General features: G+C 60.7%; 18 protein-coding genes. 7 read left to right on the top strand and 11 right to left on the bottom strand.

Translation table 11 applies throughout. The features are described 5' to 3' along the window. Together HX786_RS08840 and HX786_RS08845 are read left to right on the top strand one after the other, a co-directional pair. Positions 1-1239 (top strand): methyl-accepting chemotaxis protein (locus HX786_RS08840; RefSeq protein WP_178911956.1); only part of this gene is annotated, 1239 nt, incomplete at its 5' end. A gap of 385 nt (positions 1240-1624) precedes the next feature. Beyond that, entirely contained in the window at positions 1625-2425 is an 801-nt protein-coding gene (locus HX786_RS08845; protein WP_177036103.1) for a GNAT family N-acetyltransferase, read from the top strand. 102 nt (positions 2426-2527) lie between these two features. Here the strand turns inward: HX786_RS08845 and HX786_RS08850 are convergent, their stop codons facing one another. Beyond that, positions 2528-3469: a LysR family transcriptional regulator gene (locus HX786_RS08850; RefSeq protein WP_177036102.1), complete on the bottom strand. Its 942-nt coding sequence runs from the start codon at positions 3467-3469 to the stop codon at positions 2528-2530. Positions 3470-3567: 98 nt separating this feature from the next. On the opposite strand from HX786_RS08850, the gene HX786_RS08855 reads away from it, so the two are divergent. Next, positions 3568-4767 carry an MFS transporter gene (locus tag HX786_RS08855; RefSeq protein WP_178911957.1) on the top strand — a complete coding sequence of 400 codons (1200 nt, stop codon included), beginning with the start codon at positions 3568-3570 and terminating at the stop codon, positions 4765-4767. A 435-nt stretch (positions 4768-5202) separates the two neighbouring features. Here HX786_RS08855 and HX786_RS08860 read toward each other — a convergent pair whose 3' ends face one another. Together HX786_RS08860 and HX786_RS08865 are read right to left on the bottom strand one after the other, a co-directional pair. Then, the gene (locus tag HX786_RS08860) at positions 5203-5967 is read right to left on the bottom strand and encodes a sulfite exporter TauE/SafE family protein (protein WP_178911958.1); all 765 of its coding nucleotides are present in this window, start codon (positions 5965-5967) and stop codon (positions 5203-5205) included. Further along, positions 5952-6614 carry an FMN-binding negative transcriptional regulator gene (locus HX786_RS08865; RefSeq protein ID WP_008432591.1) on the bottom strand — a complete coding sequence of 221 codons (663 nt, stop codon included), beginning with the start codon at positions 6612-6614 and terminating at the stop codon, positions 5952-5954. The genes HX786_RS08860 and HX786_RS08865 overlap by 16 nt, the downstream gene beginning before the upstream one ends. On the opposite strand from HX786_RS08865, the gene HX786_RS08870 reads away from it, so the two are divergent. Continuing rightward, a complete protein-coding gene (locus HX786_RS08870) occupies positions 6613-8214 on the top strand; it encodes a PLP-dependent aminotransferase family protein (protein WP_256735260.1) in 1602 nt (533 codons plus the stop codon). The two genes, HX786_RS08865 and HX786_RS08870, sit on opposite strands and share 2 nt — an antisense overlap. 250 nt (positions 8215-8464) lie before the next feature. On the opposite strand, the gene HX786_RS08875 is transcribed toward HX786_RS08870, so the two are convergent. Continuing rightward, positions 8465-9196, bottom strand: a complete 732-nt coding sequence (locus HX786_RS08875; RefSeq protein WP_178911959.1) for a hypothetical protein — start codon at positions 9194-9196, stop codon at positions 8465-8467. Between the two features lie 335 nt (positions 9197-9531). Between HX786_RS08875 and HX786_RS08880 the strand changes: the two genes are divergently transcribed. After that, positions 9532-10293 carry a BPL-N domain-containing protein gene (locus HX786_RS08880; RefSeq protein ID WP_178911960.1) on the top strand — a complete coding sequence of 254 codons (762 nt, stop codon included), beginning with the start codon at positions 9532-9534 and terminating at the stop codon, positions 10291-10293. 163 nt (positions 10294-10456) lie between these two features. Beyond that, a complete protein-coding gene (locus HX786_RS08885) occupies positions 10457-11509 on the top strand; it encodes a DUF1176 domain-containing protein (RefSeq protein ID WP_003210506.1) in 1053 nt (350 codons plus the stop codon). 74 nt (positions 11510-11583) lie between these two features. On the opposite strand, the gene HX786_RS08890 is transcribed toward HX786_RS08885, so the two are convergent. Genes HX786_RS08890 through HX786_RS08900 form a run of 3 tightly spaced genes read right to left on the bottom strand, consistent with a single transcriptional unit; the run spans position 11584 to position 14141 of the window. Continuing rightward, positions 11584-12240 carry a hypothetical protein gene (locus tag HX786_RS08890; protein WP_178911961.1) on the bottom strand — a complete coding sequence of 219 codons (657 nt, stop codon included), beginning with the start codon at positions 12238-12240 and terminating at the stop codon, positions 11584-11586. Continuing rightward, positions 12237-13709 (bottom strand): M48 family metallopeptidase, encoded by a 1473-nt coding sequence (locus tag HX786_RS08895; protein ID WP_023658733.1) that lies wholly within the window; start codon positions 13707-13709, stop codon positions 12237-12239. Before HX786_RS08895 ends, HX786_RS08890 begins: the two co-directional genes overlap by 4 nt. 3 nt (positions 13710-13712) lie before the next feature. Next, entirely contained in the window at positions 13713-14141 is a 429-nt protein-coding gene (locus tag HX786_RS08900) for a hypothetical protein (RefSeq protein WP_003210496.1), read from the bottom strand. Between the two features lie 161 nt (positions 14142-14302). On the opposite strand from HX786_RS08900, the gene HX786_RS08905 reads away from it, so the two are divergent. Beyond that, positions 14303-15250: an AraC family transcriptional regulator gene (locus tag HX786_RS08905; protein WP_087694703.1), complete on the top strand. Its 948-nt coding sequence runs from the start codon at positions 14303-14305 to the stop codon at positions 15248-15250. A gap of 37 nt (positions 15251-15287) precedes the next feature. Here the strand turns inward: HX786_RS08905 and uvrA are convergent, their stop codons facing one another. The 4 genes from uvrA to HX786_RS08925 all read right to left on the bottom strand — a co-directional run bounded on the left by uvrA (position 15288) and on the right by HX786_RS08925 (position 24285). Next, entirely contained in the window at positions 15288-17816 is a 2529-nt protein-coding gene (gene uvrA / locus HX786_RS08910) for an excinuclease ABC subunit UvrA (protein WP_178911962.1), read from the bottom strand. A gap of 165 nt (positions 17817-17981) precedes the next feature. Beyond that, the gene (locus tag HX786_RS08915; protein WP_178911963.1) at positions 17982-19691 is read right to left on the bottom strand and encodes an ATP-binding protein; all 1710 of its coding nucleotides are present in this window, start codon (positions 19689-19691) and stop codon (positions 17982-17984) included. 113 nt (positions 19692-19804) lie between these two features. Continuing rightward, entirely contained in the window at positions 19805-22894 is a 3090-nt protein-coding gene (locus tag HX786_RS08920; RefSeq protein WP_372846549.1) for an error-prone DNA polymerase, read from the bottom strand. Beyond that, a complete protein-coding gene (locus HX786_RS08925; RefSeq protein WP_178911965.1) occupies positions 22870-24285 on the bottom strand; it encodes a DNA polymerase Y family protein in 1416 nt (471 codons plus the stop codon). Before HX786_RS08925 ends, HX786_RS08920 begins: the two co-directional genes overlap by 25 nt. Positions 24286-24287 lie beyond the last annotated feature (2 nt).

The raw sequence follows: 24287 nt of genomic DNA on the forward strand, positions 1-24287 counted from the left end.
GGTGTCATCGAATCGCACTTCGGTATCTTCGCGCTGCTGGCGGTGCTGACGTTCTACCGCGACTGGCTGCCTATCCTGGTGGCCGCCGTCACCATCGCGGTGCACCACGTGGTGTTTCATGCCTTGCAGCACCAGGGTTTCCCGGTGTTTGTGATGGAGCATCACGGCGGCTGGAGCATGATTTTCGTCCACGCGTTCTACGTGGTGATGGAGACGGTCGCCCTGCTCTACCTCGCGGTTCACAGCCAGAAAGAGGCGGTAGAAAGTCAGGAGATGCTCGAAAAGATGCTCGCCGTCACCACCCAGTTCAGCGGTGAGGCCGTCAAGGGCAGCCCGGAAAAAGTTCATGTCTCACTGGCGACGCGCTTTGACCACTTTCTGACCCAGATCACCGGCCTGATCGACGGCGTCGCCCGTGACTCCCACGGCCTCGGCCAACTCGGGCAGGAACTAGCCCACGCCAGCGGCACCCTGGAAAAAGGCGCGCGCCACCAACTGGCGGAAATCGCCCAGATGACCGGTTCCATGCAGCGCATGGAAGATGCCATGGGCCATATCGCCGTGCACGTGGAGCATGCCGTCGAGCACGCGGGGCAAGCCAGCCAGCAGATCATCCGTGGCCAGGAAAGCGTCGGCCGCGCCCAGCTGGAAATCACTCAACTCGCCACCCGCCTCCACGACACTAACGAGACGGTCGAAGGGCTGGCCGTGCAAGCCGAACAGATCGGCTCGGTGCTGGAGGTGATCAACAGCATCGCCAACCAGACCAACCTGCTGGCCCTCAACGCCGCCATCGAAGCCGCCCGCGCGGGTGAGCAAGGGCGCGGGTTTGCCGTGGTCGCCGATGAGGTACGCAGCCTGGCGCAACGCACGGCGGTGTCGACGCAGGAGATCAAGACGATTATTGAAGGGTTGCAACACGGCAGTCGGCAAGCGGTTGAAGCCATGCACGACAGTCGCCAGGGCGTGGAGCGCTGCGTGGAGGACAGTCAGTTGGCGGTGGAGATGCTGCAGGCGGTGGGCAATGATATTTCGCAGATCGATCAGTTGAATGGGCGGATTGTGTCGACCACCCGTGAGCAATCCACGGCGAATGTGGAGATTGTCGGGCGGCTGCAGTCGGTGCAGAGCATCGCGCAGAATACGGCGCAGGATGTGGAGACGCTGGCCAGGAGCAGTGAGCGGTTACCGCCGATTGCGGTACGGCTGGATGCGCTGGGGCGCCGGTTTCATCAGTGATTGGGAGCATGGGCCGGTGCTTGATTCAAGCGCTGCTTCTGACGCGGATTGTTAGTCCAGGCGTGAGCGTCGCTACGGGCAGATCGGGTTTCAATCAAATGAATCGGGCCCTTTCTGCTCCTTTATTTGGACGTGCCGTGTTCATTTTGAGCGTGGGCCGGATAACGCATAGCGGCTTGCCTCTTCCATCAAGTCATCGCACATCGGATTGGCTTTGAGCATGTACGCAGCCGGGTCGATTATCGACAAGCCAGGCGATGTCTCTTCTGTGGCAGATGCCCAAACTTCTCCCATTGGCCCGACAATCTATTTCACTGCCCTCGCAGGTGCGTAGGGGTTGATTTACCGCTACCTTCCCTGGAAATCTTGCAAAGAGACGATGCACATGGATGTTGAATGGGCGCATGCCATCGAAGCCGCAGAAAGCGAGTACTTGTGTTCCCGCGTTGAGAGCTTGTCGCGGGTTAGTGGAAATCCTTTTGGTGCTCGTGTGTTTTTCAATGGGGCCTTTCCGTGCTTTCAGGTGAAGGCAACACCTAGCCCGATGTTCAATCGTATCTACGGTGACAGCACCGGCAACCCCCTTTCACTGCTGAGCTTGCTCAAGGAGTCAGCGGAGTATTCAACAGTAACGCCCCTTATCGGGAAAGCCTCGACGTTGGAGCAATTCGCTTTTGTGGGTGAGGAGCGATTCGAGCGTTTGAGGGGGTGGACGCATCTGCAGCTTGCGTGCCCCATCGAGGATGCGGTGTTGACCCCCCAATTATTCAACATCGAAGAGGCCACTTCAGACTCTCTCCCGGAGTTCGCGGCAGTTCATGCGAGTGGCTTTCATACCAAGCCAGAGCATCGTCAGTTGAGCCAGGCTTGTTTTGCAGGACTGATGTCGAATGAACGCCTGAAAATCTACGTCCTTAAAGCTGATGGGCAAGTCGTTGCAGGCGCGTTGATGTACCTGGCCAGCAATGGCGTTGCCTACCTGGGCACGGCTGCCACTCGAAAAAATGCACGAGGCTTGGGCTATCATGGAGCGCTGATATCTCACCGGATAGAGCAAGCAAAGAAGCACGGCAGCCTGGTGATTGCTGCAACTGCGCTTCCAAGTTCACAGAGTCGCCGTAATTTGCAGCGCATTGGGCTGGCGGCGTCTCATGCTCAGGCGCTGTACCGCTTGGCAGATGGTTGAAACAGATTCGTAATCTACCTTCCGCTTGTGCGAACGGTAGATGTAAAAAGCTGCTGCGCCTATGGCGAAAATGGTAAGTCAGCCAGAGCTGTTCATATTCATTTAAAACCTCGGCACATCGACGTCGCGCAGAAGTTCCTCGGTGGCACATTTGAAACGCTCCACCAGAAAGTCCAACAGGACCCGCACTCTGGCAATTCGGTACCGATTGCCATGCAGCACCGCAAACACCCCAGCTTCTGCTACGCAATAGTCAGGCAGCAGCACCTTCAACCGCCCGGCACGGATATCCGCTGCTGCGTCCCAAATGGTCTTGCGTGCAATGCCATGACCGGCCAATGCCCAAGCACGTGCCACGGCGCCATCGTTGGTTTCCCAGGCGCTTTCCAATGGCACACTGTGGTTCCATGTCTGGCCGTCCACCCTGAAATGAAAGGTGTTTAAAGGACCCGCCGGAGTCACCAGCAGAATAAATTTATGCCCGGTGAGCTCGGCCGGCGTCTGCGGCTCGCCGTGGCTCGCCAGGTAGTCCGGCGAGGCACAAAGCACCCGCCAGTTGGGTGCCAGTTGCCGGGCGATCAACGAGCTATCACGCAGTGGGCCGAAACGAATGGCCAGGTCGACATCGTCCTGTACCAGGTTAGACATAGCGTCCGACAAGGTCAGCGCCACCTTCAACTGCGGATGCTGCGCGCAAAAGGTCTCGAGCCAGTCATTAAGCAGGTGACGGCCAAAGTCAGTAGAGGCAGACAGACGGACTTTACCGCGTACTTCCTGCTGACTCGCCTGCAACCCCGCCTCCGCCTCATCAATGGCGCGCAAGGCGACCCAGCATTGCTGCAGATAGAACCGGCCTTCATCAGTCAGCCGCAGTTGACGGGTTGTGCGATCAAACAAGCGGGTATGCAGTGCCGCCTCCAATTTGAGCAACCGTGCACTGGCCGCCGCCGGCGACAACCCCAACTTGCGTCCAGCGGCTGAAAGACTGCCGAGGTCGGCAGCCTCAACGAACAAGCGCATGTCCCCCAATCGATCAGTGGCCATCTTCAATCCAGATTTGATTAAGCATCAAATTCTAGACCAATTATCAAATCACAGACACTTCATCACAATCAGGCCTCACCTGTTTTTCGAGCAAGCTCATGAACCGCGAAGAATCGATTCAACCCACCCCCCCGCCGTCCTCAGAACTACCTATCACTGGCTTACTGGCCCTGACCACCGCGAGTTTTATCGCCACTGCCAACGAGAGCGTACCCGCCGGCCTGTTGCCACACATCTCCGACACGTTTGAGGTTTCCCAGGCATGGGCGGGGCAATGGGTCACCGCGTGTGCCCTCGGTTCCGGGCTGGCGGCCGTTCCCTTGACCTTGGCCTTGCAAGGTTGGCCACGGCGCCTTGTGTTATTACTGACAGTGGGGGTGTTCTGTTTGTGCAACGCGGTAACTGCCTTGTCGCCGTATTTTGCCCTCACCCTGGTCGCGCGCCTGATCGTCGGGGTCGCCACTGGTGTGGCGTGGAGCCTGTTGGCCGGTTATGCGCGACGCATGGTCGCCGCGCCCTTGCAAGGCCGCGCGATGGCAGTGGCTATGCTGGGTATCCCCGTCGCCTTGGCGCTGGGCGTACCACTGAGTGCCTGGCTGGGTGAACAGATCGGTTGGCGCAATGTGTTCGGGCTGCTAGCGGCGTTGAGCCTGGCGCTGATGGTTTGGATTCGGCTGAATGTCCCTGACTTTGCCGGGCAACGGGCTGGCCAGCGCTTGTCCCTGGGTCACGTTTTTTGCAGGCCAGGCGTGCGACCGGTGCTGACGGTAGTTATGCTGTGGATCATGGCTCATTACATGCTCTACACCTATATTGCGGCATTCCTGGCATCGGTCGGGTTGGATGGACAGGTCGAGCAGGCATTGCTTGCGTTCGGCATTGCGGCTCTCGTGGGTATCTGGCTCACTGGGCTATTGATTGACCGCTGGCTGCGGCGGTTGGTGCTGTTGAGCCTGGCCGGGTTTGCGCTGGTATCGCTGGCATTGGCGTTGGGTGGCTTGCCTGCCATAGCGGTTTATGTGGCGATGGCTGCCTGGGGCCTGAGTTACAGCGGTGCACCGACCCTGCTACAGACAGCTTTGGCGAATGCTGCTGCCGACGGTGCCGATGTGGCTCAGTCGATGCTGGTGACCGTGCTGAACCTCGCGTTTGCGGGCAGTGCCGTAGTGGGCGGTGTACTGCTTGAGACGACAGGCGTGGGATCGATCCCCTGGGCAACCTTGGGATTGGTGCTGCTGGCCTGGTTGGTTGTTAAGGTGGGTGGCCAAGCTGGGTTCAGGAGCTTGTCCAAGCCCTGACCGGTTTTACTGCCGCTTAGTCCGAATTCGGCTCAGCCAAAATGCAGGCAAGCCAGTTCACACAAATGCTGTGTGATGCCTTCCTCGGAGTGTTCCGGAGCTGCAATCAACAGCATCTCCGAGGCACTCGATGAGGCTCAAGCGACGGCACGCAACGCCGGTGATATTACGCCGCCGCTCAATCCCAACTTCGTCATTCTAAGCAGCTCGATTAAATTGTTCGGAGCGCCGTCTGAGTATCTGCGTCCAGTTCAGATGCTCGCTTACTACCCTGACGAAGTCCTCAAGCGCTAATTTTAGTTCGATGAAGCACGCCTAGCCGAGCAGAGCATCCTAGTGTCACAGGCCATTTGAACGGCCTCTGACTGCTAACATTCCGTTGGCAGCCAGTCGGATAATGGCCGTAACGTTGGGCCTCATAGTGGTGAGGCATTTTCAGACGATATAGCCACTTATGCCGTCCCATAGAAGTTTTACCGCCGTGACTACGAGCAGGCAGTAGCAGGCAAGGTACATCTGGCGTTGATCCAGCTTGGTGTGCAGTCGCCAGCCCAGCCAGACACCACTTGGAACTGCTAACAGGCAGATGACCATCAGGCTTAGCACGTTACCGGTGGGCCTGGCTAACAGCAGCCAAGGCACTGCCTTGAGCAGATTGCCTACGGTAAAGAACATGCTGGTGGTGCCGGCATAGGTTTTCTTGCTTAGACCGAGCGGCAACAGGTACATCGCTAATGGTGGCCCACCAGAATGCGCGACCATAGTCGTGATCCCAGAGGTGACGCCTGCGGACACCGCCTTGAGCGATGAGCGCTGGCTGACCCTGATTTCCCCACCGGCTTTGAACCAGAGGCCGACAAAAATCAGGGTAACCGCCGCCATCACTAACGCGACTGCGCGGTGATCCATGACGCGAAAGAGTAGATAGCCGACACCGATGCCGACAATCAGACCTGGTAACAACAGCACCAGGTCGGGTTTAGACCAAGTGGATGGCTTCCAGTAACGCAGGCCGAACAGGTCCATCGCGATAAACAACGGCGCTAGCAGTCCGCCGGCTGTGAGCGGATCCATCACCAGCGACAGCAGCGGAATGCCGACAATGGAGAAGCCTCCACCGAAGGCACCTTTCATAAAGCAGATCAAAAAAACTCCGGCGAAGGTCACCAGAATCGTGGTGGTGGTCAACTCAAAGTCCACGGTGCTGCCCCCTGATCCGGCTGCTCAAGGTTGGCCAGCATTATCGAAGAAAGCTCAACGTGCCCGCGCTCGCGCAAGTGCGCGATCGCAGACAAGCGATCAGCGTGCGACTTGTTTTGATTGAGCTTGCGCTTGCATTCAACGCACTGCATTTCGATCTCGATACCGACGACTCTCGACACCATCTCGTCCAGATATTCACGCGGCGCATCGCCCATCTTCCAGGGCTTGATCTCCTTGGACTCCTGGTGGCGAGTCAGCTGGGCCAGGGTGCGGCGCAGGAGCTTTTCTTCCGACATCACGCGCATGACGCCATGCACATGCACCACCTCGTAGTTCCATGTGGGAACCTGGCGATGCGTTTCGTGCTTGGACGCATACCAGTTGGGCGAAATGTAGCCTTCTGCCCCCCTGAAGATCACCATGACAGGCGTGCCGCCGGCGCAACGTTGCCACACAGGATTGGCGCGGGCCACATGAGCGGTCAGCAACCCGTATGTTCCGTGGCCGGTATCGAGTTCAAAGGGAATGTGGTCCGCATCCATGCCGGATTCACCCTCAGTCACGAGGATGCCCAGCGGATTGTCGCGGATAATTCGGTGCAACTGTTCCGGGCGGTGCTCTGCGAAGTGTTCGGGAATGTACATGGGATTTCACTACGGATTGTTGGGAGTCCATAATGTCGACCACGACCTGCATCATCGAAAGTGCCAGTTTCGAGGTTTTTCCATGGGCCAGTTTTCAGCCAATCCGGATGCATTTTCCCGCGGCGCGCAACGTCGGATCTATGCCAGGCTGCGCGCGCAGATAGAAGACGGCACGCTTGCCGCCGGCACGAGGCTCATGTCGACGCGGGCAATCGCGGCCGAACTCGGCGTGTCGCGAACCACGGTAACGGCGGCTTACGAGCAACTGGCGGCCGAAGGCTTTGTCCTGACATCAGTGGGCAAGGCCGCCACGGTAGCGAGCATAATCAGCACTCAATCCGGGCATGCCCAAGGGGACTCGGCGCAGCAAAAGGAACTGCCGCCAGTGCTTTCCCTTTACGGGCAACGAGTGGCCATCATGAAGCCGTACAACATGGCGTCACCCCAAGCCCGCATCGATTTCAGGTACGGCTCGGTCGCTACCAGGGATTTTCCGGCGCTGGGTTGGCAGCGCGCCTACCGTTCCGAACTAGTCAAGCGTCAACCGAGCCTCGCTTACGGCCACCCCGAAGGGGAAGAGCGCTTGCGCAATGCGCTGCAAGGTTATCTGCGACGCGCACGCGGTCTGGCGTGCGATGCGGATCAAATACTCGTAGTGCATGGCTCGCAGCAAGGACTTGACCTGTGCGCCCGGCTTTTGCTGAACCCGCAAGATGCATTCGTCTTCGAAGAGCCTGGCTACCGCATGGCCAGATATTGCTTTGAGGCCACGGGCGCGACGGCGTTGCCCATACCCGTCGATGCCTCTGGACTGGATACCAGTGCTCTGCCGGAAGGTGATCGCGTGCGCCTGGCCTTTGTCACTCCGTCGCACCAGTTTCCAATGGGTGCGGTGCTTCCTGTCGCACGTCGCCTCGAACTGCTGAGTTGGGCGAAGCGACATCGCGCGTGGATCATTGAGGACGATTACGGCGGCGAGTTTCGCTATGGCCAGCGGCCCATCGACGCACTGCAATCCATGGACGCAGATGCTCGCGTCATTTATGTCGGAACGTTCTCCAAGGCACTCTCACCGCAACTCAGGTTGGGTTATCTGGTTCTTCCACGCGAGTTGGTTCACGTTTTCCGTGAAGCAAAACGGCTGACCGATCGACACTCACCGCGCTGGGAGCAAAACGTGCTCGCCTCATTGATCGAAAGTGGAACCTATGAGCGTCACGTTCGCCGCCTGCGGCGGGAAAATGAACTGCGGCGAAGGGCATTACTGGAGGCTTTTGAACAGCATCTGGCGGAATATGGGCAACTGGCCGGCATGGCGGCGGGCTTACACGGCGTATTAACGCTACCCGCGCTTCGCGCTCAGGATGAGCCGACGTTGCAGGCGATAGCGCTCGAACGCGGGGTTGGCGTATATCCGCTTTCGCCGCTGTTTGCCGAACCCACGTCGGTAGAATACGAGCGACCGGCAGGGCTCATTTTGGGCTATGCCGGCCTGACAACGCAGCAGATTCATGAAGGGATCGGCATTCTTGGCACGGTGGTTCGGGAGGTTGAAGAGCTTGGGGCTCGGTCCGGATCAGTGGATGACTATGTCATCTAATATGCGGCTCGAACACGAGCAAATTTACAAGGTAGAGATAAGGCGAATAAGAAAAAGTGGTCGGCTTGAGTGACTGCTAAGGGTGGAAAATGGTTCTGGACGGAGGGACCGCTATTGGCCGATTGCAGCCCATCATGACGGGTAACTTCTTGAAAACTGGCCCCCATTATCGGCCCCAATTTTTCGATGCTGATAATTGGCTACTTTTCCCCGGAAAACCTCCTGGCTTGGGTCGAAGTCGTCGATACAACTACCACCGCCTCCACCACGCTTTCTGAGCAACCACCTCAGGCTTCAGCGAGGCGATCTTAGAGCCAGCAATCTTTACCGGTGCGACGTCCAGACCATCGAAGCTACCTAGACCCAGAGGGGGGCTTTCTGCTTGTAGAAAGCGAGTGGTTTCTGCTGAAGCCACCGCATGCAGTAACGATGAGGGCGTTATATTCCGACTCAAGACGTGAATGCCGCTCTCTGGGTCATGCAGACCACTTACATCGGTGCCTTCAACGCCGTCTATCAGAAGCGGCTGGATCATGACCGTCCCAAGCTCGTAGGTGATATCCAGATCACCGCAAACGCAACGCAGCCTTTGCAGTTCACCATTCGACGATACACACACAAAATCCAGCCCGTCGTCATCCGTGCAAAAGCTGCAAACGTGTAATTGAAGGCTTTTACTCAGCGCTAAATTCACATTCAGGAAAGCTCTCTTGAAGTAGTCGGCTAGCTGAGCATCCCTAAGCACTTTGTATATCCGCGATAGCGCTGCCAATTCTTGAGGGAGCTCAAGCGGTACATCCTTGATGGGTGGCATAGACGTAAAGGGCCATTTCCGTTCTTCGCCAGCCTTGAACGTGTCTAAGTAGAACGACGTGGCGTTTTCATCCTGGTGCAATGACCAACCAATGCTCACCGGCAACGTAGAAAGTGGTTCTAACTCCGACTTCACATTCATCGCGTGAGCAACGACAAGGTACCCCATTGTTTAGATCCTTCAGGTACAGGGCTGAATCGCTCCAAGCGTAGTCGATACTTGAGTGTGTGCTATTGGCCGATAGCATTCGCGCATGGCCGAGAGCTGACTCAAACGGCCTGAAAAATTCCGGGGATTGAAAATGGAATAAACGCTCTATTCGATATTTATACGCACTAAAGGAAAACCCATAAATTTCAATGGAAAAACCGTCGTTGCGATCATCAACCCCGATTTTTCCTAGCCGTTTTACAAATGTTAACGCCTTCAACTGGCTATTGGCTTTAGGCTTCGAATTACAAAGTCCGATCGGACCCAATCAGCTCTAAGACGACTCTACAACCATGAATCTGCACGCCATCGCCGCGACGCTTTTTGCGTTTTTCACACTGTTTCCTTCCTCAGTGCACGCCGCAACCCCCATCGCCCATGTCGCTATCTACCGAGGCCCGGCGGGCTGCGAGGGATGTTCAGAGAATGTCAAAACAGCCCTGCTGCGCGTCCGCCCGAATGCGCAGATTGACTTTGTAGGTGCCGATGAATCGATCGACATCACGCCGCAAAGCCTCGCTCGTTATGACCTCTACGTTCAACCGGGTGGCGGTCAGGACATCCCTGCGGCGCTTGATAGTTTGGGGGATGCGCGGGTGCAGGCCATTCGTGACTTTGTCGCCCAGGGTGGGCGCTACCTGGGGCTGTGTATGGGCGCTTATCTGGCCGACGACAGCAACTTTGGCCTGATACCCTACGACCTTGATTCAGAGGCGGGCAGGCCTGGGTTTGAGGTCGCGGGCATTGCGGACGCGGCGGTGCAGGTTGTGTGGGATGGGAAAGCCGATAGCGTCTTTTATCAGGATGGGCCTTACTTCCCCAAGCCTGACGCGACCTCGCCTTCTTCAACCATTGCGACCTACCGGAATGGTGATGTGGCGGCAGCGCGTTACACCTATGAAAACGGGGTCGTGGTGCTGAGTGGCCCGCACCCTGAGGCGGATCGGGAGTGGTTCGAGAAGGCGAATATTCCCTTGAGCAAGATGCCGCGGGGTGAGCTTTTTGGGGCGTTGGTGCGCAGCATTGAGGGGCGCAACGGCGCAAAGTCACCCTGACTTGCAGCGCGCTGGACTGGCGACATCCCACGTTCAGGCGCTGGCTGGAACACCGTACCGATTGTTCCAGCCGGGGTTTCTGTTGTGCCTGACGGCCATGCAATAGGTATTGGCAAAGAACCCTGCCCTAATAGCGTTTTTCCAGTCTACAGGCACCTGTTTGATGACCCGACTCCCCCTCATATTCCTGATGGCTGCTGCAGTTACCAGTGCGAACGCCGCCGACAATGTCCCTTTGGAGCGTTCTATCAAGGACTGGATTGTCGGCTGTGATAACACGCGTGCCTGCACGGCTATCGGTGCCGTCCCGGAGCGTGACGATATCGGTATCTCGACGTTCAGCCTGCGGGTAACGCGTGAAGCCGGCCCACATGGAGACTTGCGGGTAGGCGTGTTCAGCTACACCGCCCCCCATGGTCAGCCAACACTCGATGGCAAGCCGCTGAAAAATCGATTCGAGCCTGGCGAACTCAAAAAAGGTGAGGTATCTGAGGTGTTTGCTCTGACCGGAACGAATGCCGACGCCTTGATTGCAGAGTTGCGCAACGGGCGGGAGTTGATTTTACCCATTGAGGGCGGTACCTCCGTCGCCTCGCTAAACGGGATGAGCGCGGCGCTTTTGCTGATCGACTCGGTTCAGGGGCGGGTTGGCACACAGGACGCACTGATTTCCAAGGGGCAGGCGCCCGCCAGCAGCGTGCCGCAAGCACCGGCCGCACCGCCGGTACCGAGTTGGCAGGCACCCGTTGCGCTAACCCCGGACAGGGCAAAAGAAGTCGCGGATGCTGTGGTGGCGGCCACGCGCAAGGAGTGGCAAGCGGATCTGAATGAAGGCGTTGCGCCAAAGGCTAACGCCTATGCCTTGAGTGCAGATCAAGCGCTGGTGATCATCGAAACCGGCTGTGGGGCATACAACTGTTTCTACAATATCTACCAGGCGCCCCTGGACCACCCTGAGCAGGCGCGCCCAGCACGGGTCGCCGAAGTGCCAAATCTGCCGGAAAGAGAGCCCAACGGCCTGGTCGATTTTGATCCGGCCACGGGTGAACTGAGCAGCCAGGCAATGGCGATGGGCATGGGCGGTTGTGGCACTGCGCTGCGCTGGCGCTACGACGGTAACGGTTTCACGCTGACGCATGCGGCTGAAATGAACACCTGCATGGGGCTGGAGCAGGTTCATTGGCCTGTGCTGTGGCGTACCGAGGCAAGTCGCTGAAACTGTCGAATACATCAATGTGTGTGGCGAGGAGCGAGCGCCCTCGCCACAAACGGGTGTAGCCCCCTACCCCTTCAGGAAGCCTTCAACGCCCGCAACTCACCCTCTACACGCGCCGCGTTGCAGTAGGTGTCCAGCATTTCCAGCACTTGTTCGCCGGTGAGGATTTTACCGTTCAGTTGCAGGCCGAACAGCGTCAAGCATATCTGAGGCTCCCGGGAGCGCTTGATCTTGACGTGGGGCATCAGGGGGCCCGCAGCGTTTTTGCAGGCGGGCAATGGCGCACCCTCGCGCAATGTCAGCGTGATCCATAGCTTGATGCGGCCCTCTTTGATGTGGATATCACCGATATCCAGCAGATCGATTTCTGCATCAAGGTTGCGAAACCACAAGTGGCTATGGGTCAGGCGCATCAGGATCTCCTCGCCGGCCCGACGGTGCAGCCACACCCCGCTGAGCAAAACCAGCGCCACGATTGCAAAAATGCCTCCCATGAACGCGTTTTTGCCATCCCATGCACTCCCGCCAGCCATCACGAAAGCGAACACTGAAAAGAGCAACAGGGTGCGGCGCACCTTGCGTGGGTAGGCCAGTTCGGTGACTGCGGGAACCTCGGCCAACCACTCCTCGCGTTCCTGGATGGCCGCCTGCAACTGATCGCCAGTGTGCTGATTAAAATCCTCAGTGAGGGATTGGGCCAGGCTGGCCAGTGGATCATCAGGGTGGTTCATACCGGTACTCCATTCTTGTTGGCATCTTCAGCCGACTGCGGATCATGAGTGAGTTGACTGAACCACTGCCGGTCGTGCGCGGTGGGCGTCCGTGTTGCCTGGGCCAGCAACTGGTCGTCGAGAACCACACCCAGTTGCTGCAGGCGCACGGCAGTGGGGGGATGGGTATCGAACGGATGAGCGATCGCGTGATCCATCACCGCCTCGTTCAAGATCACCGGAGCCTGGCGAAGGTGGTCCGCTAACGCCTGGATCAAGTTGCTGTGGGTACGCTGCCCAAGCAGTTTGTTGACTTCGGCATCAAGGGCGATGACGCGCAGCAGCGCCTGGCAAAACAGCCGCTCGCCGGCAATTTGCGCCCCGACCTTATCCGCCACCAATTCCTGCGCACGACTCCAATGGTGCACGGCTATCTGGAAGTGGTGCAGAAAGCGCCACGTCATCCAGATCGCCGGGCGTTCGATCCAGGACGGCATGTCATCCACCGCGCTGATGTTCAGGAAATGCATGTACATCAGGCTGAACCGTGCCCCGGCTTCACTGCCGCGCTCGGTGTCGCGGCTGCTGAAGTGGCCAAGCTCATGGCCGATAATCGAGGCGGCTTCTTCCTGGCTCAGGGTCGACAGGAAAGTCAGCGGCAGGTACATCGTACGGCCCGTCAACAGTTGCCCCGAGGGTTGCAGGGCCACCTGGACACTGGTGACGAAAAACGATTGGTCGACCCCAATCACGATGTGGTCTGGCACGGGCGCGCGGGTGACGGCTGCCAGTTTTTCTATCCACTCCCATAAGGCCGGGGCGCTGGCCCGGCTGATTGAACGCCCCAGAAACCCGGATTGCGGCGTTTCCATATCCTGCCATTGCCGACGCAGGCGCCCAATCAACAGCACGCCTAGGTACAGCATCACCAGCAAGGGCACCACCACCAGCAGTATCACCATGCCGCTGTTCTGGCGGTTGCTCCAGCCCCAGCTGACTTCATACAGCAGGGCCATCGCCAGCGCCCCCACTATCAACCCGGTGTAGACCACCAGCCACTGCCCCAGCGCACGCCAGCTCAGGACCAGTCGGTCATAAAGAAAGTCCCGCGAACGCAACGCGCGCCAGGCATCCAGGCGCAGTTTTACCCAGGTCGCGCAGCCCGCCAGCACGGCCGCGACCGCCAGCCAGTAACCGAGAAACGCCAAGACCTGGCGCATGTGCACCGAGCCCTGGTCGGCATCGGCCCGAGCGACCTCACGCTGCAGGTAGCCGCGCAGGCTGTCGTCCGGGAGTACCGGCGTTTTGCGCCATTGTTGCGGCAGTTGCTGCCTCAATTCATCGCTCGGGCTGGCGAGCCATTGGCGCATCACCTGCGCTTCTTCCAGGGTACTGTCGGCACGCCAGCTCTGAAGGCTGCTCCAGCCCATCAGTACCAGCGGCAGCAGCAACATCGCCAGGCCCCACGACCATCGTCTCAACAGGCTCATGGCTCAGTTCGCCTGGAGATAGTCAGTGAGAAATGCTTGCGCATTGCCCTGACTCGCCAGCGCCTCGTTATAGGCGACGGCCAGCGCTTTTGCTTCGCCTGGCAAGTACAGCTCTCCCCAGCCGTTTTGCAGAATCAGTACGACGAACTTCTGACCGTCTACCGTGGTGTAATAGCGCGTGTCCTTGCTGGTCTTCTCGACAGACATCTTTTGGATTTTCAGGTTCCAGTCGTGGTCAGCCCCTTCCACTTGCACCAGTGCCTGATTTTCGTCACGGGCCCCGATACGCAGTGTCCAGACTTTCACCCCGGCCTCACCCGAATACGCAGCGACCTTATCTGCGACTTCCGGGCGATCTTGAGCGAAGGTATTGCCCGTCATGACGGCCAGTACCATGCTTAGCACGGCAGCCCATTTGCGATAAATCAGCATACTCAGGTTCCTTGAATTTCACGGCCGACCATTGAAAGTCACCCTCGGCGATCTGCCAACCGTGCAGGCCGTTGCGCACAACAATGAGACTGCGGTTCACAACGACGAGTGACGGGGTACAATGGCGCGAACACATAAGGACATGACTCAAACCCTTCTCGATGAAACGCCAGAATCCTTATCTCGACACACACTTCTGCTTCGATCACCCGGGTCCCCTGGACCAGGCCGGCGTATTCGACGACAGCGCTCGTCAGGTTATTGGTTCTGCCATCGGCCACTACCGCGCACGGACCGTTCGGCCAGACCTGCAGTATTTCGACTGTGACTTGCAGTTCCCCGAGCCGCTGAAGATCCACAAGGTATTGCCCGACAGTGTGTGCATCGTGCAGGTGCTCGGCGGCCAGTGGCAGCATCGGGTCGACGGTGTGCTCAATGAATACACCACGGGCGCAGTCCATGTGCTGGGCCTGAGTGAGAGCATGGAAACCGTCGATCAACTGCCCGCCGGCAGTCATGCGCGCATGGCCGGGCTACGCATCGCAGGCGATTATTTGCGCGAGCTGGCCGAAGAAGACTCGGCGCTCCAGCCGTTACTCAGCCTGCTCAATGACGGCGTTCAATTTTCGGGACTGCACGGGTGCCCGGCACTGGGGCGTTTGCTGGAGCGGATATATCACTCTCCCTACCAAGGCGCCTTGGAGCGCCTTAATCAGGAAAGCCTGAGCCTGGCAGCGCTGGTGGAGCTGGCAGCCCATCTTGCCCCTCAACCTGCCAGGCCAATACCTGCGGTACGCGGTCATTCAGACCTGGCCCATGAAGCGCGGTTTCAACTGGATGCCAACCTGATCGACCCTCCCGGCACTCAAGCGCTGGCCCGTAGCCTGGGTGTGGGGGAAACCACGCTGCGCCGGGCGTTCAGTCAAATCTACGGCCAGTCGATGCTGGATTATGTGCGCCAGCAACGCATGGAGCTTGCGCGCAATCTGCTTCGTCAGCGCAAGTGGCAGGTGGCGCAGATCGCCTACCGCCTGGGCTATGCCAATCCCGCTAACTTCAACCATGCCTACAAGGCCTACTTTGGTCACCCGCCAGGTGCCGAACGCTAGAGAGCAAAGCCATGAATAGACCCCTTCCGGCCATTAGCTATCCCAATTCCCGCCCCAAAAACGGCGCAGTCCGGCTCCCCTTACTCTTCGCCACCTTCTGCGGCGTCCCGCTCACCACCACCTTCCCGCCTCTGTCCCCAGCCCCCGGCCCAATATCAATCACCCAATCACTCTGGGCCACCACACGCATTTCATGCTCCACCACAATCACCGTGTGCCCCGCCTCCACCAGATGATTCAACTGGCTCAACAACCGGTCCACATCCCGCGGATGCAGCCCGGTCGTCGGTTCATCCAGCACATACAACGTCGCGCCCCGGGCATTGCGTTGCAGCTCGGTCGCCAGCTTGATCCGCTGCGCTTCCCCGCCCGACAGCTCCGTGGCCGGCTGGCCAAGGCGCAAATAACCCAAGCCAATATCCCGCAGCACTTGCAGCGAGCGCAGCACACCCGGCTCTTCGGCAAATACCTCTACCGCCTGTTCAACCGTCAGCCCCAGCACCTGGGCGATGGTCAGCCCTTCCCACTTGATCGCTAACGTTTCCGGGTTGTACCGCGCGCCGTGGCACGTCGGGCATGGCGCGTACACGCTGGGCATGAACAGCAATTCAACGCTGACAAACCCCTCGCCTTCGCAGTTCGGGCAGCGGCCTTTGGCGACGTTGAAGGAGAATTGCCCGGCGTCGTAATTCCGCTTTTTCGCCGCGGGTGTGGCGGCGAACAGTTTGCGTACGTTGTCGAACAGCCCGGTGTAGGTCGCGAGGTTGGAACGTGGCGTGCGGCCGATGGGTTTCTGGTCCACCTGGACCAGGCGGCGGATGTGTTCCAGCCCGCCACTGATGCGGCCACCGCTGGTTTGTGGGGCGTCGTCTTCGAGGCTGGGTTCGTCTTCGGTTTCCACCACGCGGCCCAGGCCTGCGCCTACCAGTTCCAACAGCGCCTGGCTGACGAGGCTGGATTTGCCCGAGCCGGAAATGCCGGTGACGGCGGTGAAGCAGCCCAGGGGAAAGTCCACGCTGAGGTCGTTGAGGTTGTTGCGCGTGACGCTTTCCAGGCTCAGCCAGCCGGTGGGTTGGCGCGGTGGTTGGCTGACCGGGCGTTTTTCGGCGAACAGGTATTCGCGGGTTTGCGAGGCTTCGACCTGCGCCAGGCCGGCGGGTGGGCCGCTGTACAGGACCTGGCCGCCGTGCTCGCCGGCAGCCGGGCCGACGTCGATCAGCCAGTCGGCCCGGCGCATGGTTTCCAGGTCGTGTTCCACCACGAACAGTGAGTTGCCGGCGGCCTTCAGGCGGTCGAGGGCGGCGAACAGGGCTTCGCCATCGGCAGGGTGCAGGCCGGCGGAAGGTTCGTCGAGCACGTAGATCACGCCGAACAGTTGCGAGCCCAGTTGGGTGGCCAGGCGCAGGCGTTGCAGTTCGCCGGAGGACAGGGTTGGTGTGCTGCGTTCCAGGGCCAGGTAGCCGAGGCCGAGGTCGGTCAGGGTGCTGACGCGTTCGAGCAGGTCCTGGGCGATGCGTTGGGCAGCCAGGCGTTTTTCCACGGAGAGCTTTTTATCGCCCTGCCCTTCAGCCACCGGGCGCAGCAGTTCGGCAAGTTGCAGCAAGGACATTTGCGACAGCTCGCCAATGTCCACGCCGGCAAATTTCACCGACAGCGCGGCCTTGTTCAGGCGTTTGCCTTCACACAGCGGGCACGGGCTGCCTTGCATGAACTGCGACACGCGCTTTTTCATCAGGGCGCTTTGGGAGTGGGTGAAGGTGTGCAGGATGTAGCGGCGGGCGCCGGTGAAGGTGCCCTGGTAGCTGGGCTCGAGTTTGCGTTTGAGGGCGTCGCGGGTCTGGGCCGGTGTGAAGCCGGCGTACACCGGTACGGTGGGGGTTTCTTCGGTGAAGAGGATCCAGTCGCGCTGTTTTTTCGGCAGGTCGCGCCACGGGATGTCGACGTCGTAGCCCAGGGTGACGAGGATGTCGCGCTGGTTCTGGCCTTGCCATGCCAACGGCCAGGACGCCACGGCGCGTTGGCGGATGGTGAGGGAAGGATCGGGCACCATCAGGGCCTCGGTCACTTCGTACACGCGGCCCAGGCCGTGGCATTGCGGGCAGGCGCCCTGGGGCAGGTTGGGGGAAAAGTCTTCGGCGTACAGCATCGGTTGCCCCGCCGGGTAACTGCCGGCGCGGGAGTAGAGCATGCGGATCAGGCTGGACAAGGTGGTGACGCTGCCCACTGATGAACGTGTGCTGGGTGTACCGCGCTGTTGTTGCAAGGCCACGGCGGGCGGCAGGCCTTCGATGGAGTCGACGTCCGGTACGCCGACCTGGTCGATCAGGCGGCGGGCGTAGGGCGCCACGGATTCGAAGTAGCGCCGCTGGGCTTCGGCGTAGACGGTGGAGAATGCCAGCGAGGACTTGCCGGAGCCTGACACGCCGGTGAACACCACCAGGGCGTCGCGGGGGATGTCCACGTCGACGTTGCGCAGGTTGTGTTCCCGGGCACCCCGCACCCGCACGAAGCCAGGGCGTTGGGAGGTGAGTGAGGTGTCTGGTGGCAGGTTGCGCTGGGAAGTCATGGGTAACCTTATCGGTGTGTTCAAGGCAGTGAAGATCAACTGTGGGAGCCGGGCTTGCCCACGATGGCGGAGTGCCAGTTATCGAATGGGGTGCCTGACACTCCGCCATCGCGGGCAAGCCCGGCTCCCAAAGTGGTTTGGTGTTGCTGGCTGGATCTCCATCCGTCACATCATTCGTGAGGTCAGCACCGAGCGCACCCGTTGCGCCAATTCATCCGGGCCATAGGGTTTGCTCAGCAGGTGAATGTCGGTGCCCAGCAGGTGGTTGCTGGAAAGGATGTCGCGGGTATGCCCGGAGGTAAACAGCACCGCTATCGCCGGCACTTGCTCTCGCGCCCACTTGGCCAGGTCGGTACTTTTGACACGGCCCGGCATTACGACGTCGGTAAAAATCAGGTCCGGTTGCAGGCCGGCCTGGAGCATCAGCATGGCCCGGTCGCCGTCTTCGGCGGTGAGCACGGTGTAGCCGGATTGTTCGAGCAATTCCACCGCGGCCGCGCGTACGCCTTCGTTGTCCTCAACCACCAGGATCGTCTCATGGCCGCCGGTGGGTTGTGTGAGCTCGACGGGCGCATCGTGGTTTTCCGGCTCTCCCAGGTTGCGCGGGAAATACATCTGCACCACGGTGCCGCTGCCCTCCACGCTCTCGACCTCAACATGCCCGCCACTTTGGCGCACGAACCCGAACACCATGCTCAGGCCCAGGCCGGTACCGTGGCCATTCGGCTTGGTGGTGAAAAACGGTTCGAAGGCCCGTGCCAGGATCGTTGGTGACATGCCGGCGCCGCTGTCGGCGACGGCCAGGCGCACGTATTCACCGGGGTTGATGCTTTTACCGGCGCAATCCGGAGGGTTGAGAATAATATTTTCGCCGGTGATCCGAATCACGCCCTCGCCTTTCATGGCATCCCGGGCGTTGATCGCCAGGTTGAGCAGTGCGTTTTCCAGTTGGTTGCGGTCGACGTTAATGCACCACGGATCCTGGGGCAGTTGCACATCAATGTGGATGGTTTCTCCCAGCGCTCGCTGCAGCAGCTCACCCAGGCCTTCATAGATGCGCAGCGGGTTGTACACCGCCGGTGACAATGGCTGGCGACGGGCGAAGGCCAACAGTTGCGAGGTCAGTTTGGCCCCACGTTCCACTGCCGCGATAGCGGCGCTGACCCGGCGCTGCACCTGGGGGTTGTCCGGCTCATGCCGGGCCAGCAGGTGCAGGTTGCCGGCGACCACTTGCAGCAGGTTGTTGAAGTCGTGGGCCACGCCGCCGGTCAGGCCGCCGATGGCTTCCAGCTTCTGTGATTGACGCAACTGTTCTTCCGCGGCGGAACGGGCCTGCACCTCCGCGGCCACGCGCTGCTCCAGGTTGTGGGTGAGTTCCTGGCGCAGGCGCTCGGAGATCATATGTTCGGTGGTCTCCACCACAATCGCCAGGACCCCGGCCGGTCGTTGGTCGTCATCGGCTACGGGGCTGTAATACAGGTCCATCCAGACTTCTTCCGGGCGGCCGTCGCGCAACAGTTCCAGGGGCAGGTTGCGGTAGGACAAGGTGCCGCCAGCCAGGCAGGTGTCGACCACATTGCGGTTGAAGTCGGCGACTTCCGGCCAGCCCAGTTCCACCGGCGCACCCAGCAGATAAGGGTGGCGACCGCCGGCAAACACCGAATAGCTGTCGTTGTAGATCATGTAACCGGCGTGCCCCCACAGCATCACCATGGGCATGGGCGATGCCAGCATCATCTGCACGGCGCTGGTCAGGCTGGAGGGCCAGGCACTCATCGGGCCGAGGTCGGTGGTGGACCAATCGAAAGCACGAATCCTCTGGGCCATTTCCCCAGCCCAACCCTCACAGCCGTGGGTATTGGATAAAAACTGCATCGGTCGGCTCTGCAAAAGATAAAAGGTGGGCGGCGATGAAAACTTTGAGCCCGGCAGTGGCGGTTGGTTTCATCGCATATTGCTTATGCCGGCAGGAAGGAGCAAGGGCCGGCTCAGCGAAAGTCCCGGCTGCGCACACTGATGCCCGACAGCAACGGGGTCAGGTCGGTCAAGCGCCCGGCGATCAGGTGCCGAACCTCGCCCACCGCCTCCCAGCGGCCATCGACCTTGAGCAACCGCGAGCCCACCAGCGCCTGGCGTTGGCGCTCGGCCAAATCGCGCCAGACCACCACATTGATATTGCCGAACTCATCTTCCAGGGTGACGAAGGTAACGCCGCTGGCCGTGCCCGGGCGTTGTCGACCGGTGACCAGGCCGGCGACGCTGACGTTGCGGCCATGCTCAACCTGCAGCAATTCCCTGGAACTGCGGCAACGCCGCGCGCGCAGTTCATCGCGCAACAGCGCCAACGGGTGTGGGCCCAGGGTGGTGCCGACGCTGGCGTAGTCGGCATACAAATCTTCGCCGACTGTCGGTTGCGGCAGCTCCACCACCGCCTCTTCCGGGCTGGCGATACCGGCAAACAGGCCCAGTTGTTTCTGCACCCCGGCCACCTCCCAACGCGCCCGGTGCCGATGCCCGGCCAGGCCGCGCAAGGCACCGGCATCCGCCAGCAGTTCCTGGGCGCGAGTGTCCAATTGGGCACGCTCGCCCAAGTCGGCAATATCAAAAAACGCCCGGGCCTGGCGCGCCGTTTCGATACGCCGGCCGTCCTCTTCGCGAAACCCGGAGATCATGCGCAAGCCCATGCGAATCGCCGGTTGCTGGCCTTCGATCGGCTCAAGGCTGCAATCCCAGTCACTGGCCTGCACATCCACCGGGCGGATCTGCAAATGATGGCGACGGGCGTCCTGCAGGATCTGGTCGGGGCTGTAGAAACCCATGGGCCAGCTGTTGATCAGGGCGCAGGCGAACGCTGCCGGTTCATGGCATTTGAGCCAGCAACTGGCATAGGTCAGCAAGGCGAAACTGGCGGCGTGGGACTCGGGAAAACCATAGCTGCCAAAGCCCTTGATCTGCTCGAAGATCTGCGCGGCGAAGGCTTCGCTGTAGCCGTTTTTCAGCATGCCGGTGCGCAGGCGTTGCTGATGGGGTTCGAGGCCGCCGTGGCGTTTCCAGGCGGCCATGGAACGGCGCAGTTGGTCGGCTTCGCCGGGTGTGTAATCGGCGGCGACCATAGCGATCTGCATGACCTGTTCCTGGAACAGCGGGATGCCCAGGGTTCGTTCCAGTACGGACTTGAGTTCCGGCGACGGGTAGGTGGTTTCTTCCTCCTTGTTCCGCCGCCGCAGGTACGGATGCACCATGCCACCCTGGATGGGCCCCGGCCGCACGATGGCGACCTCAATGACCAGGTCGTAGAATTTTTCCGGTCGCAGGCGGGGCAACATCGACATCTGCGCCCGCGACTCAATCTGGAACACGCCGATAGTGTCGGCCTTGCTGATCATCGCGTAGGTTGCCGCATCTTCCTTGGGCACCGAAGCCAGGCTCATGTCCCGGTTGCGATGGCGGCGCAGCAGGTCGAAGCAGCGGCGAATCGCACTGAGCATGCCCAGCGCGAGGATGTCCACCTTGAGCAGGCCCACGGCGTCGAGGTCGTCCTTGTCCCACTGGATGATGGTGCGCTCGGCCATGGCCGCATTTTCCACCGGCACCAGGGTGTCCAGCGGGTGTTCGGAAATCACGAAACCGCCGGGGTGCTGGGACAGGTGCCGGGGGAAGCCGATCAGTTGTTGGGTCAAGGTCAGCACCCGGCGCAGCACCGGGCTGTCGGGGTCGAAACCACCTTCGCGCAAGCGTTCCAGGGGCGGTGCTTCGTCGCTCCAGCGCCCACAACAGTCGGCCAGGGCGTTGACCTGATCCGGCGGCAACCCGAGGGCCTTGGCCACGTCGCGCACCGCGCCGGCGCCGTGATAGCTGCTGACCACCGCCGTCAACGCGGCGCGGGTACGACCGTAGCGCTGGAAGACGTATTGCAGCACTTCTTCGCGGCGTTCGTGCTCGAAGTCCACGTCGATGTCCGGCGGCTCGTTGCGTTCGCGAGACAGGAAGCGCTCGAACAACATGTTCATCAGGCTCGGGTTGATCTCGGTGATGCCCAGGGCAAAACACACCGCCGAGTTGGCCGCCGAGCCGCGGCCCTGGCACAGGATCGAACGGCTGCGGGCGAAGCGCACAATGTCGTGTACGGTGAGGAAATAGCTTTCGTAGCCGAGGTCACTGATCAGTTCCAGTTCGTTATTGATCTGCTGGAGGGTCTTGGCGTCGACCCCTTTCGGCCAACGCTGGGCGATGCCTTGCTCGGTCAAGGTGCGTAACCAGGATTTTGCATCCTGGCCTTCAGGTACCAACTCCCTGGGGTATTGATAGCGCAATTGGCCGAGGTCAAAGGTGCAACGCCGGGCAATGTTCAGGGACTCTTCCAGCAAGTGCGCCGGGTACAGCGCGGCCAATGCATCGAGGCTGCGCAAGTGCCGTTCACCATTGGGATGCAGGCGCGCGCCGGCTTCGGCCACCGGGACGTGGTGACGGATTGCGGTCATGGTGTCTTGCAACGCACGGCGACCGCGCACATGCATATGCACATCGCCGCAGGCCACCGCCGGCAGGTGCAGGCTGGCGGCCAGGTTCAGGCGTTGCTCAAGGTGACGGGCATCGTTCTGGCCGCAATGCAGTTCCACCGCCAACCACAGGCGATCGGTGAAGGTGCTGCACAGCCATTGGATATGGGCCTGGGTGTCGGTGTCTTCGACCATCCATAACGCGAGCAAGCCGTGTACCGCGGTGAAGTCTTCCTGCAGCAACCGGTAGTGACCTTTTTCCGCACGGCGACGGGCGATGGTGATCAGCCGGCACAGCTGTTGATAGCCTTCCAGGTTCTCCACCAGCAGCACCAGCTTGGGGCCGTTTTCCAGGCGCATCTCGCTGCCGATAATCAGCGGCAACCCGACTTCCTTGGCCGCCTGCCAGGCACGGACGATGCCCGACAAGGTGCATTCATCGGTGATGGCCAGCGCCTCGTAACCCTGCTGCCTGGCCCGTTCAAACAGCTCGCGGGCACTGGAGGCGCCCCGCTGGAAACTGAAGTTGGACAGGCAGTGCAGCTCCGCGTACTTCATGCAAACCAGCCTTGCAGCCACAGCGTGCCGCTTTCGCCCACGGTGCGGTAAGCCCAGCCCTGCTGGCCGGCGCGGGTGCGCACCAGGTAGTAATCGCGGCGCACATCGGCGCCATCCCACCAGCCGGACTCGATGCGTTCCGGGCCCATCAGGATGTGTAGACCTTGCTCGGCCAGAGGCGTCGGTTCATGCAGCAACCAGCCCGGGCGCTGCACGTTATTTGAGGGGGTGCATGGGCGAGTGTCTGCACCGGCTTGCCAGGCGCATTCGGGGCGGTGGTCGGCGTGAAACCGCAGGCCTTGCACCGCGTCATCCCCCAGCCGCGCCCGCAGGCGTTCGCGCAGTTGTTCCCACGGCAGGGTTTGTTGCGGGCGCTCGTCGAACAGGTCCTGGCGCTGGGGCACAAACACCGGCAGGTCCTCGGCCACCAGGCGAAAGCCGCGCACCGGCGAGGTGACTTGCACTTGCTCCAGGCGCCCACGGGCCAGTTCGAACAGCATCGCTGCGTCACGCTCGGCGCTGAGCAGGCCGACCTTGATCACGCTGTCGGGCTCGGCCGCGTGCTCCAGGTGCAGGTCAAAACGCTGCACGCCACTGTCGCGACCACACAGGAACGCCGACAGATCGCCAGTCAAACGGCGCAAGGGAAACAGCAAGGCCTGGTGGGACAACACATCAAAATTCAGCTCGATGCGCACATCAAACCGGTCCGGCGGCTGGTAGAACGCCAGCGCCAGGGGCCGTTGGCCGCACAGTGCATCGAGGTGCTTGAGCAGCGCAGCGTCGAAGCGCCGGGCCAGGGTATGCCGAGGCAACGCCTGCACCTGGGCCAGGGTGCGCAAGCCCATGCGCGACAATGCGCTGGCGGCTTGCGGGTCGAGGCCGGCGCGGTCGATGGGGATCGGTGCCAGGGCGTGTTGCAGGTATTGCTCATCGGCCACGGCCAGGCCGTCGTAGACATTCGCCAATATCCGCGCCGCCGCCGGGTTCGGCGCGGCGACGATGCGGTGACGAAACCCCAGTTCGGTCAGCTCCTTGCGCAAGCGTGCTTCGAGCAACGGCCACGGCCCGAACAGGCCCAGGCTCGACTCGATCTCGAACAGCAACGCCCGTGGGTAGAACACGCTGACCTGGGAGCTGAAACGGTAGGCCCAGGCGGCGAGAAACTGCTGCCAGTATTCGATCTGCGCCGGGTCGTATTCGGCGCAGGCGAACGCCTTGGTCAAGGCATGGGCCGCCGTCAGGGATTGGCCGGGGCGCAGGCCGAGTTTGCGCGCGGCGTCATTGACGGTTTGCAGCACCCGCCGCTGCGGCGTGCCGGCCAACAGGGCCAATGGCTGATCCGGTTCGGGGCGCAGACGCAGCACCCCGTCCAGCGCCAATTGCGGGAACACAATACACACCCAGCGCATGC

Source organism: Pseudomonas sp. 21615526, from assembly GCF_013386245.1.
Lineage (GTDB): Bacteria > Pseudomonadota > Gammaproteobacteria > Pseudomonadales > Pseudomonadaceae > Aquipseudomonas.